The 11,845-nt window shown below is 52.2% G+C and carries 13 protein-coding genes; all 13 read right to left on the bottom strand.

What is annotated here, in order from left to right:
* Nucleotides 1–176 precede the first annotated feature (176 nt).
* Nucleotides 177–800, bottom strand: a complete 624-nt coding sequence (gene ureG / locus C3418_RS20505; RefSeq protein ID WP_103859163.1) for an urease accessory protein UreG — start codon at nt 798–800, stop codon at nt 177–179.
* Nucleotides 801–822: 22 nt separating this feature from the next.
* Nucleotides 823–1,518: an urease accessory protein UreF gene (locus tag C3418_RS20500; RefSeq protein ID WP_103859162.1), complete on the bottom strand. Its 696-nt coding sequence runs from the start codon at nt 1,516–1,518 to the stop codon at nt 823–825.
* A 3-nt stretch (nt 1,519–1,521) separates the two neighbouring features.
* Nucleotides 1,522–2,076 carry a HupE/UreJ family protein gene (locus tag C3418_RS20495; protein ID WP_103859161.1) on the bottom strand — a complete coding sequence of 185 codons (555 nt, stop codon included), beginning with the start codon at nt 2,074–2,076 and terminating at the stop codon, nt 1,522–1,524.
* A gap of 33 nt (nt 2,077–2,109) precedes the next feature.
* Nucleotides 2,110–2,679: an urease accessory protein UreE gene (gene ureE, locus C3418_RS20490; protein ID WP_103859160.1), complete on the bottom strand. Its 570-nt coding sequence runs from the start codon at nt 2,677–2,679 to the stop codon at nt 2,110–2,112.
* A 19-nt stretch (nt 2,680–2,698) separates the two neighbouring features.
* Nucleotides 2,699–4,402: an urease subunit alpha gene (gene ureC / locus C3418_RS20485; protein ID WP_103859159.1), complete on the bottom strand. Its 1,704-nt coding sequence runs from the start codon at nt 4,400–4,402 to the stop codon at nt 2,699–2,701.
* On the bottom strand, nt 4,399–4,758 hold the full coding sequence (locus C3418_RS20480) for an urease subunit beta (protein ID WP_053288398.1): 360 nt from the start codon (nt 4,756–4,758) through the stop codon (nt 4,399–4,401). The genes ureC and C3418_RS20480 overlap by 4 nt, the downstream gene beginning before the upstream one ends.
* A gap of 9 nt (nt 4,759–4,767) precedes the next feature.
* Nucleotides 4,768–5,070 carry an urease subunit gamma gene (locus tag C3418_RS20475; RefSeq protein WP_053288397.1) on the bottom strand — a complete coding sequence of 101 codons (303 nt, stop codon included), beginning with the start codon at nt 5,068–5,070 and terminating at the stop codon, nt 4,768–4,770.
* 23 nt (nt 5,071–5,093) lie between these two features.
* Nucleotides 5,094–5,936, bottom strand: a complete 843-nt coding sequence (locus C3418_RS20470) for an urease accessory protein UreD (protein WP_053288396.1) — start codon at nt 5,934–5,936, stop codon at nt 5,094–5,096.
* Entirely contained in the window at nt 5,933–6,628 is a 696-nt protein-coding gene (urtE, locus tag C3418_RS20465) for an urea ABC transporter ATP-binding subunit UrtE (RefSeq protein ID WP_053288395.1), read from the bottom strand. Before urtE ends, C3418_RS20470 begins: the two co-directional genes overlap by 4 nt.
* Nucleotides 6,622–7,461 (bottom strand): urea ABC transporter ATP-binding protein UrtD, encoded by an 840-nt coding sequence (gene urtD, locus C3418_RS20460; protein ID WP_103859158.1) that lies wholly within the window; start codon nt 7,459–7,461, stop codon nt 6,622–6,624. The genes urtE and urtD overlap by 7 nt, the downstream gene beginning before the upstream one ends.
* Nucleotides 7,461–8,543: an urea ABC transporter permease subunit UrtC gene (urtC, locus tag C3418_RS20455; protein ID WP_103859157.1), complete on the bottom strand. Its 1,083-nt coding sequence runs from the start codon at nt 8,541–8,543 to the stop codon at nt 7,461–7,463. Before urtC ends, urtD begins: the two co-directional genes overlap by 1 nt.
* A 4-nt stretch (nt 8,544–8,547) precedes the next feature.
* The gene (gene urtB / locus C3418_RS20450; RefSeq protein WP_232091028.1) at nt 8,548–10,152 is read right to left on the bottom strand and encodes an urea ABC transporter permease subunit UrtB; all 1,605 of its coding nucleotides are present in this window, start codon (nt 10,150–10,152) and stop codon (nt 8,548–8,550) included.
* Between the two features lie 96 nt (nt 10,153–10,248).
* Complete coding sequence (gene urtA / locus C3418_RS20445; protein ID WP_181023131.1) at nt 10,249–11,517, bottom strand: urea ABC transporter substrate-binding protein; 1,269 nt, start codon at nt 11,515–11,517, stop codon at nt 10,249–10,251.
* Between the last annotated feature and the right edge of the window lie 328 nt (nt 11,518–11,845).

The following is an 11,845-nucleotide window of genomic DNA, read 5'->3' as shown; positions in this document are numbered from 1 at the left end:
TGCTCCAACACCAGTCGAACCGCCTCTGCCCGAAACTCTGGTGAATAGTGTTCTCTCGATTTCATTCAATACCCCCGATTGTCTCATCGTAACAATCGGGACTGTCTGTGAAAATCAGGATACCTCATCGCGTAATGCCCTGAATCGTTTAGACAATTTCAGGGCCTTCGTCGCACTTATGCTTTTGGCGTTAACATGCCATGTGTCACGATGAAATCGATGATGGTATCCACTCCCTGACCGGTTTTCAGATTGGCGAATGTCCACGGTTTTTGTGGGCGCATACGGTTGGTGTCTGATTCCATTACATCTAAACGCGCACCAACATACGGGGCCAAATCGATTTTATTGATCACTAATAAATCAGATTTGGTAATGCCCGGCCCGCCTTTGCGTGGAATTTTCTCGCCTTCCGCCACATCAATCACATAGATGGTCATATCAGCTAATTCAGGGCTGAAGGTGGCACTCAGGTTGTCGCCACCGCTCTCAACGAAAACGACATCCAGATTGCCGAATTTCTCACTGAGCGCTTCAACAGCGGCCAGATTCATCGATGCATCTTCACGGATCGCCGTGTGCGGGCAACCACCGGTTTCCACCCCGACAATACGCTCGGCAGCTAACGCACCTGCTTCGGTTAAAATACGCTGATCTTCTTTGGTGTAGATATCGTTGGTGACGACGGCAATCTCAAAGTGATCGCGCATTTTTTTACATAATACTTCTAACAGCGCAGTTTTGCCGGAACCAACAGGGCCGCCAACGCCAACTCGTAATGGGGATGATGTTTGAGTCATAAGAGTGTCCTTTCCAATCTGATTATGAGCGGAATAACCGCGTGTATTGTATTTCGTGGCATGCACTGGCGATGGCGAGGCAGGTTAAACTACCTCCGATCTCATCGTCTTGCACAGTGCAAGCCCGTTGGTATTTTTCAGGCAGTTGCGCGGATAATTTTCGAAGCAATGTCTGACCCGCTTGCTGACCAATGGGCACTAATTTAATGGCCGCCATGACAGCACCTTCCAGCAATGCGAACCCCCAGCCCAACGCCAGTTGCTCGACACTAAGGCTGTTTTTTGCGCCAAACCACGCCATGCCGGCCAGTTGTGAACGTTTCAGATGAACGGCCATATCGGCACTGCCAGAAATGCCCCAATCTTTGATCACACGATAAAACGCATCACCGCGCTGCCCTTCTTCCAAGCGGAATTCCTCGCTTTCGCGACTTGCGACCAGCAAATCGATAGCGTCTACAAAAGCAGTCAGATCATCTTGTCGGGCAGCAACATAAAGGCGGTTAAGGAGCGGCCAGTCGAGATAGACCAGCCCCTCATCCATCTGATTAGTCAGCCATTGTTCAAATTCAGCGACGTTTTTAACCCAACCCGTTTCAACCGCCCATTCCAACCCTTGCGAATAGGTAAACCCACCCACGGGCAAATTAGGACTCATCAGTTGGAACAGCTGCAACCAACTGACTGGCGAGCTTTGATTAAGCGCTGAAAAAGTCATGGATTAACCCACCAACAGAACTGACGCCGACGCAAACACCACTGCTGCCCAGCCTTTTTTCAACCATGCTATGTGGTTCGCTTTGCTGCCAACCGCATAACCCACCGCCAGCAACACCAGCGATGAAACCACAGCCCCCGCAGTGAACAACGCGACTTGCCCGACAGGCGCTTCAACACCATGCGCCCAACCATGAAACAGCGCAAAACAAGGTATCATCCAGCTCATTATTGACAAACGATTGGGCGCAAACACCAAGGCACCCGCAAACCAGAGCGAGGCCAGCACCAGCGGTTCCACCAGATTATTGCCGCCCAGCAGCACACCCGCACCAGTACCAACCACCATGGCCAGCAGGGTCAATAATGGCAGCGATAAACGACGCCCCGTTAATGCCGCCAGAAAGCCGCTGCTCAGTAACATCATCAAATGGTCAAGGCCAGACAGTGGATGCAACACCCCCGATGAAAAACCGTGCTCCATGTGCCCAGGGTGAGCAAAGGCAGGTGTAGCCAGTAACATCAGAGCGATTGCGGTGGTCATACGTGATTTGTTCATATTAAATTCCTTTTTTACTTATTAATTAGTTGCTTATGATGTTTTCAAAAAACCATGCATCGGCACGACGGTCGCTGCACTGGCTGCATGAGAGTGAGCATGCAGATGATCATGGTTGTGACCATGTTCGTGATCATTATGATGATGGTGATGCCCTGCGCCCGCTTGCGATTGGTAAGCGCCAGCCTCTGGTTCAAATGGCGCAAGCTCAACCGCAACCGAGCCACCTAAACCAACCACCATCTCATCGAGCACATAATCGTGCTGATAACGGGCAAAACCGGCCTCGATTTGCAGCGGTACATGGCGATTACCGAGGTGATAGCAGATCCGACTCAGTAGTAACGGGTCATTGCAGCGCACCGTGGAAACCTGCTCTTCGGCGGCTTTTACCATCACGACAACTGCGCCAGCATCGTCAGTCAAACACTCGCCGCCACGTAATAGCTGACCACGAGTCAGGAATAGACCGGCTGCATCGCCATTATCTAAAGTGACTTTCAGGCGGCTTTTGATACGCAGATCGATCGACAGTGTCAGCGTTGTGAGTAGCGCTTTTCCTGCTGCTTCTTCTGTCGTTAATCGTTGTGTGAGTCGAATCATTTTGTGTTCCCAAGTTCGCCTAGAATAAAAAGTAACGCTGTGCCATCGGCAACACCGCTGCGGGTTCACAAGTCAGCAATTCACCATTGGCGCGCACCTGATAGGTCTGGCTATCGACTTCAATCAATGGCTGCCAGTTGTTGTGGATCATGTGTGCTTTTTTCACCGAACGGCAGTTCTTCACTTCCCCAATCAGGCTGTTTAGCCCCAATTGCGCCGGAAGACCGGAACGAATGGCCAAACCTGAAAGGAACGTCATGCGTGTTGAATGCATGGCGCGACCAAGTGCACCGAACATAGGGCGGAAATGCACCGGTTGCGGCGTTGGAATAGACGCATTGGCATCACCCATCGGTGCCGCAGCAATCATGCCCCCCTTCAAAATCATGGAAGGTTTCACACCAAAGAAAGCCGGACGCCACAACACCAAATCCGCCAATTTGCCCTGTTCGATCGAACCAACTTCATGGCTAATTCCGTGCGCCAATGCTGGGTTAATGGTGTATTTCGCGATATAGCGTTTGATACGCGTATTGTCATGTCGTGCTGGGTCGCTACCGAGGCTGCCGCGTTGCACTTTCATTTTGTGCGCAGTCTGCCATGTGCGCGTGATCACCTCACCGACACGTCCCATTGCTTGTGAATCGGATGAAATCATCGAGAAGGCACCGAGGTCATGCAGAATATCTTCCGCTGCAATGGTTTCACGGCGAATGCGTGATTCCGCAAACGCGACATCTTCAGGAATGGCAGGGTCAAGATGGTGACAAACCATCAGCATATCGAGATGCTCATCGACCGTATTCACAGTGTAAGGGCGCGTTGGGTTTGTGGAAGACGGCAGCACGTTCGCCAGCCCGCACGCCCTGATAATGTCTGGTGCATGACCACCGCCCGCGCCTTCGGTGTGATAGGTGTGAATGGTACGATCACCAATCGCAGCCAGTGTGTCTTCGACAAAGCCGCTTTCGTTCAGTGTATCGGTGTGAATAGCCACTTGCGTGTCGGTCTCTTCTGCCACATTCAAGCAGTTATCAATCGATGCCGGTGTGGAACCCCAATCTTCATGCAGTTTGAGGCCAATGGCGCCTGCGGCGACCTGCTCATGCAGCGCATCGGGTAAGCTGGCATTGCCTTTACCAAGGAAACCCAAGTTCATCGGCAGGCTTTCTGCCGCTTCCAACATGCGCGCCATATACCAAGGACCCGGCGTACACGTTGTGGCATTGGTGCCCGTTGCCGGGCCTGTGCCCCCACCCAACATGGTGGTCACGCCAGAGCAGAGCGCTTCGTCGATCTGTTGCGGGCAGATGAAATGAATATGGCTGTCGATACCACCCGCTGTGACAATAGAGCCTTCCCCCGCGATCACTTCGGTGCCCGGGCCAATCACTAATGTCACGCCCGGTTGCACATCAGGGTTGCCCGCTTTGCCGATGCCGGCAATACGGCCATTTTTAACCCCGATATCCGCTTTAACGATGCCCCAATGGTCGATGATCAGCGCGTTGGTGATCACCAAGTCAAGGCAATCACGACTCAGCGCCTGCCCCTGACCCTGACCATCGCGAATGACTTTTCCACCACCGAATTTCACTTCGTCGCCATAAATGGTGAAATCTTTTTCCACCTCCAGCCATAACTCGGTGTCAGCCAACCGCACCCGATCGCCCGTGGTTGGGCCGAACATATCGGCATAGGCTTGTCTGGAAATAATACTCATGCCTGAACTCCCTGTTCGTTCTGTGCACCCTGATCACTTTGCGCAATTTCATCTAACGGGCCCATCACATCGCCACGGAAACCATACACATGGCGGCGCCCCGCGTATGCCACCAACATGACCGTGCGGGTCTGGCCCGGTTCGAAACGCACCGCAGTGCCAGCAGGAATATCAAGGCGAAAACCGCGCGTGGCAGCACGGTCAAACTGCAAGGCAGGGTTGGTTTCAAAGAAGTGGTAATGTGAGCCGATCTGGATCGGGCGATCGCCTGTGTTGGCAACAGCCACTTGTAACGTCGCACGGCCTTCGTTGAGTAGCAGTTCACCATCGGCAACCTGAATTTCTCCGGGGATCATAGGCGCTCCTTAAATGATGGGTTGATGAACGGTGACCAGCTTGGTGCCGTCAGGGAATGTCGCCTCGACCTGCACATCGGGGATCATTTCGGGTATGCCATCCATCACCTCATCGCGAGTCAAAATGGTGCGACCGTAATTCATCAACTCGGCGACCGTCTGGCCATCACGGGCCCCTTCCAAAATCGCAGCACTGATCAGCGCAATCGCTTCCGGATGATTGAGTTTTAAACCACGCGCTTTACGTCGCTCGGCCACCAGTGCGGCGGTAAACAGCAGTAACTTGTCCTTTTCGCGAGGGGTCAGATCCATCTTGTTCTCCTTGTAAACCGTAATCAGGTATTCCAGATCCGCGGACGACATGCGGGGCACCCAATCACCGTCGGGCGCAATGCTTGCCAAATCGTCTGCATTAATTGTTGTAACGGCTCGTTGTGTGCGCCGAGCAAGCGCACAATCAGTAAGTCATTGAGTAAGGTCACGCCAGCCGGTGCTGCGTAGCCTTGCAGTAATTCACGTACCAGTTCCCGTTCTGTTTCAGAACAAGGCGATGCGATGAGGGTCGCGACCAGCGGATAGCCTGCTAAACCTGCCCGGCGCTCGAGATCAGCGGCATCAAGCACCCGCAACGATTCATTCAGGCATAACCGCTGGTTACGATAGACGCGCCAACGGCTGCGTAACTGCCCTTCCAAAAATCGCTCTTCATTGACGGGCCGACCAAGCGAGATGCACTCCCAAGCGATCAATCGCGAATCACTTTCCAGATGGAAGGTGCTCTGCAGTTGCAAATTGGCACCGGGAAACAGAATGTTATCTTGCGGTAGCCACTCCAAAGCGGCACCTTCCGCCAGTTGGAAGGTTTGTGTGACCTTCGATTGTGGCCCCGCGCTACGATAAAACTTGGTGGCACCAGGGGTAGTCAGCAGCGCATGCGCCTCCTGTTCCACCTTAATTTGCACATCGAGCTCATCGCCACCTACCACGCCACCCGGTGGATGCAGCAGGTAGAGATGACAAGGCATGCCTTCGGGGTAGAATGGTCGTTGCACGGTCAGCGGGCCGTACTGGCGTCGTTCGGCCAGCACGGTCTGATTGCCGCGACGAGAAAACCCCAGCGACAAATGCGCTTGCCAGCCGGTTTGCATGGTTGCTATCGCTGCCGGTTGCATCGTCATACCGTCAGATATTCCTTGATCAGCCCTTCGTTGAGATCAGCCATCAGGCCGTCAGCAACACGACGACCGCGATCGAGCAGGCAGAAGCGATCGCCGACTTTGCGGGCAAACGGCAGTTTCTGTTCGACCAGTAACACAGTCAGGCCGATATCACGGTTGAGTTTGCGGATGATGTCGCCAATTTCACTGACGATGTTCGGCTGAATACCTTCGGTGGGTTCATCTAAAATCAGCAGTTTCGGATCAAGCACCAGCGCACGACCAATCGCGAGCTGTTGCTGCTGACCGCCGGATAAATCGCCACCACGACGCTGTTTCATCTCTTTCAACACAGGGAACAGTTCATACACCTGATCGGGGATCTGGCGCTTGTTATCGCGACGCGCAGGCAGTCCGATCTTGAGATTTTCTTCGACCGTCAGCAGTGGGAAAATCTGACGACCTTGCGGTACGTAACCGATGCCAATTTCCGCACGCCGCTCGACCGAAAACTTGCTGATGTCTTGACCATCAAATTCAATCTGACCGCTTTTAACTGGCAATTGCCCCATCAACACATTCAACAGCGTGGTTTTACCCACGCCGTTACGACCCATCAAACAGAGACATTCACCCTGTGCGATCTCGATGTCCAGATCCCACAGCGTGTGCGATTGGCCGTAAAATTGATTAATACCGGATAACTTCAGCATGCTGATTCCCCCAGATATACCTCGATCACTTTCGGATCAGCCTGCACCTGACTCATGGAGCCTTCCGCCAGCACCGAGCCTTGATGTAATACCGTGACTTTATTGGCAATCGAGCGCACGAAATCCATATCGTGCTCCACCACCACGACGGAGTGTTTGCCCGCCAGCTGTTTCAGCAGTTCAGCGGTGCGTTCCATCTCCTGATGCGTCATTCCTGCCACCGGTTCATCGACAAGCAGCAATTCCGGGCGCTGCATCAGCAGCATGCCAATTTCCAGCCACTGCTTTTGGCCGTGCGACAACACACCCGCTTGGCGATGACGCTCAGCAACCAGACCAATCAGCAGCAGCGTTGCTTCAAGATGATCGCGATCTTCACCAGACAGTTTGCTAACAAAGGTCTGCCAAACGCCTTTATTCCCCGCCATGGCCAGTTCAAGGTTTTCTTCCACCGTAAGCGGTTCAAACACGGTTGGTTTTTGGAATTTACGACCTATGCCTGCTTCAGCTATCGCCGGTTCATCGAGTTCCAACAAGTTGATGTTCTGACCAAACCACGCCGAGCCGGTGTCAGGGCGTGTTTTGCCGGTAATAACATCCATCATGGTGCTTTTACCTGCCCCGTTCGGGCCGATAATGCAGCGCAGTTCGCCTTTGTTGATGTAGAGGTTGAGGTTATTCAGTGCTTTAAAACCGTCGAAACTGACGTTGATATCTTCCAGATAGAGGATCACACCATGCCGTAAATCGAGTTTCGCTGGCGCTGGTGGTGCCATCCGTTCGCGCAAGTCGGCCGGTGTTAAGATCGTTTTGGTTTGTGCAAACATGTTCATCACACCGCCTCCTTGCGATTGAATAAACCGGTAACACCTTTTGGCAGGAACAGCGTGACCAACACGAACAGCGCACCCAATGCGTAGAGCCATTCATCAGGCAGAATGCCGGTAAACACCGACTTGGCGTAGTTGACCAAAATTGCGCCGACCACCGCGCCATAAAGCGTCGCCCGGCCACCGACGGCCACCCAGATCACCAGTTCAATCGAGTTCAGCGGAGAAAACTCGCCCGGATTGATAATGCCGACTTGTGGCACATACAGCGCACCAGCAACGCCAGCCAACATGGCGGAGAACACGAAGATCGCGAGTTTGAAATATTCCACCCGGTAGCCCATAAAGCGGGTGCGCATCTCTGCATCGCGGATCGCCACTGCAACACGCCCCAGTTTCGAACCGACAATCACGCGGCAGACCAGATAAGCCAGACAGAGCACAACCGCCGTAATGAGGAATAACGCCGCACGAGTTGCATCGTCGGTCAGACTAAAACCGATGATGTCTTTGAAGTCGGTTAAGCCGTTATTACCACCAAAACCCATTTCATTGCGGAAGAACGCCAGCAGCAGTGCGTAGGTCATTGCCTGCGTCATGATCGACAGATAAACGCCGGTCACACGCGAGCGAAACGCCAGCCAGCCGAACACAAACGCGAGCAAGCCCGGAACCAGCACCACCATCAGCATGGCAAACCAGAAATGGTTCATGCCATACCAGAACCATGGCAGTTCATGCCAGTTCAGGAACACCATGAAATCTGGCAAAATCGGATCGCCATACACTCCGCGCGTGCCGATCTGACGCATCAGATACATGCCCATCGCGTAGCCACCCAGCGCAAAAAAAGCGCCGTGACCGAGACTTAAAATGCCGAGATAACCCCAGACCAAATCAAGCGCCACGGCAAGCAGGGCGTAACACAAATACTTGCCTAACAGCGTCACAGTGTTGGAACCGACATACAGCGCGCTGTCATGTGGCAACAGCAGGTTTGATAACACCACCAGCACCGAGCCAACCAGAATGGCACTGAGCAAACTCAGGCCCGCTTTATCTTTGAATACAGAATTAAATAGCATGTTTTTAGCCCTCAACCGCACGGCCACGTTGCGGAAACAGTCCGCGCGGGCGTTTCTGAATAAACAGAATGATCGCAACCAGAATCAGGATTTTTGCCAGCACAGCACCGGCATACGGTTCCAACAGTTTATTCGCCACACCCAGTGACAGACCCGCCACCAACGTGCCCCATAAATTGCCGACACCGCCAAACACCACCACCATGAAGGAGTCGATGATGTAACCCTGCCCTAAGTTCGGGCCAACGTTGGTCAGCTGAGACAACGCCACACCAGCAATACCAGCGATGCCTGATCCCAGACCGAAAGTTCTGGCATTCACCCAATCTGAGCGAACACCCATGTTGCGAGCCATAGCGCGGTTTTGCGAAACCGCGCGTACTTCCAACCCCAAACGACTGCGTTTCAGCAACCACATCAGGCCAGCAAAAACCAACAGGCTAAACAGAATGATGAACATGCGGTTCAGGGTCAGCGACAGGAAGTCGTTCCACACCCATGTGCCACTCATCCACGAAGGCATAACCACACTTTGGTTCAGCGGGGAGAAAATTGAGCGCACCGCTTGTTGTAACAGCAGGCTGATCCCGAAGGTTGCCAGCAGGGTTTCGAGCGGGCGGCCATATAAGAAACGGATCACACTGCGCTCAATGACAATGCCGACTAAGCCCGAGACACAAAATGCCGCAGGAATAGAGAGAAGTAACGCAATGCCCGGTTCATTCGGTAATAGTTTTTGCATCACGAAGGTGGTGTAGGCACCCAGCATCATCATCTCGCCATGCGCCATGTTGATCACGCCCATTACACCAAAGGTGATCGCCAGACCAATGCCTGCTAACACTAAAATGGAACCGAGGCTGATACCGAAATAGAGGGTTTCAATGCCACTGTAAAATGACTGACTGCGTTCGAGCTTTTTCACCGCTGCTGCGGCGGCGGATTTCACTTTGGCATCGGTATCGTTCTGAGCAACGGATTTCAGCTGCCCTACTACTTCTGGGTTATGCACTTCACTGAGTGCATCGACTGCGCTCAGGCGCACCACAGCATCGCTATCGACTAATTTGCTGAATGCGATCACCATGTCATAGGCGGCTAATACCTTGGCATCGGTCTCTTTTTGTTGATGGGCAATCAGCGCAGCACGATCGGAATCAGCTACCTTCCCCAACATCGATTTCACTGCCTGCAAACGTTTCTCTGCATTCGGATCATTTAAGGCCAGTTGAGCTGATAATTCAGCGATTTGGCGGCGCAAGGCATTGTTCATCGCCACCCGTTTGAAATCAGAACTGTCACCGGCAACTGCTTGTTTGTCGGTTAAATTAACAAATATTTCGCCCTGACGAATGACCATCAGTTCGTCACTTTTACGGAAAAACAGCTCACCGTTATCCAACGCAATAAAAAGATCAGATGCATAAGGTTCACCGCTGGCAGCAATTGTCGTGATGGCCTCTTTCTTGGCGGTAAAATCACGACCACTCAGTGCTTTTAATGCCTCATCGGTGGTCATCGCCTGCGCCATGACACTCCAGAGACCCATCATCAGGGTTAAACCAACCACGATGATTCGACTGCATCCTGCCTGTATTAATCGCATCATGCTTTCCTTGTCCCAGAGAAAATGAACTTTCTCTCTTTAATTCCGAAGGTGTTAAAAATTCAGGGCGGAATATCTCCCGCCCTGTCAGTCACGGAATTAACCGCCGCATTTACCTGTTTTCACGTTGAAGTTGCCGCAAGAGAGCGGTTTACGCCAATCGGAGATCAGGTCTTTTGAGCCTGGTAAGAAGTCAGACCATTCGTCACCAACCACAGTACCTTTGGTTTCAGAAACCACTTCGAACTGGCCGTCGTCCTGAATTTCACCGATCAGCACAGGTTTCGTGATGTGATGGTTTGGCATCATGGTTGCATAACCACCAGTCAGGTTAGGCACAGAAACACCGATCAGGGCATCTTGTACTTTCGCCGGGTCAGTAGTGCCCGCTTTTTCAACCGCTTTCACCCACATGTTGAAACCGATGTAAGTCGCTTCCATTGGGTCGTTGGTTACACGCTCTTTTTTACCGGTAAATTTGTGCCATTTTTCGATGAAATCTTTGTTTGCTGGGGTGTCTACGCTTTCAAAGTAATTCCATGCCGCCAGATGGCCGACCAACGGTTTAGTGTCGATACCTGACAGCTCTTCTTCACCAACAGAGAACGCCACCACTGGGATGTCTTGTGCAGAGACGCCTTGGTTGCCTAACTCTTTATAGAAAGGCACGTTCGCATCGCCGTTGATAGTAGAAACCACCGCAGTTTTCTTGCCCGCAGAACCGAATTTCTTCACATCAGCTACGATTGACTGCCAGTCTGAGTGACCAAACGGGGTGTAGTTCACCATGATGTCAGACGCTTTCACGCCTTTGGCTTTCAGGTAAGCTTCCAAAATTTTGTTGGTGGTGCGTGGATAGACATAGTCAGTACCCAGCAGAGCCCAACGCTCTACGCCCTGTTCCATCAGGTAATCAACCGCTGGAATCGCCTGCTGGTTTGGTGCAGCACCGGTATAGAATACGTTTTTGGATGACTCTTCCCCTTCATACTGCACAGGGTAGAACAGCACGCTGTTCAGCTCTTCCACTACTGGCAGCACTGATTTACGGGAAACGGAAGTCCAGCAGCCGAAAATGGCAGAGACTTTGTCTTTTTGAACCAACTCACGCGCTTTTTCAGCGAACAGCGGCCAGTTTGACGCAGGGTCAACCACCACAGGCTCCAGTTTTTTGCCCAGCAATCCGCCTTTCTTGTTCTGCTCATCAATCAGCATAAGCATGGTGTCTTTCAGTGTGGTTTCACTGATCGCCATGGTGCCAGACAGCGAGTGCAAGACACCCACTTTGATGGTGCCATCTGCCGCAAACACGTGACCACCAAACAAAGAGGCGACCAGAATAGAACTTGCGAGTAGTTTCCTTTTCATGCGTATTCTTCCTTAAATTAGTTTTCAGCTATGAACAAACCCTGCTTCGGTATCTGTTCACTTGAAGTTTCAAGACATCACCCATTGAATAAGCTGTTTAGTATTGAGAAAAAAAGGCGGGCTGAACATGCGTAGATCGGGCAGAGAACTACGTCAAATGACGCATAGTTGAATGGTTGATAATTCGATACACTGATGTGGGCCCCTCTTAACTTAAGAGGTAGTCTTGGAGCTATGTTCAGTACTAGTCACAACGAGAAGATGGTCGAAGTGTTAACAGGGGCCGAGCGCCGTCGACGCCGGACTCCACAAGAAAAGATCGCCATCG

The organism is Aeromonas sp. ASNIH8, from assembly GCF_002919855.1.
Lineage (GTDB): Bacteria > Pseudomonadota > Gammaproteobacteria > Enterobacterales > Aeromonadaceae > Aeromonas > Aeromonas caviae.
Note: the sequence above shows the minus strand (reverse complement) of the source record. Positions and strands in the feature narration are given on the sequence as shown.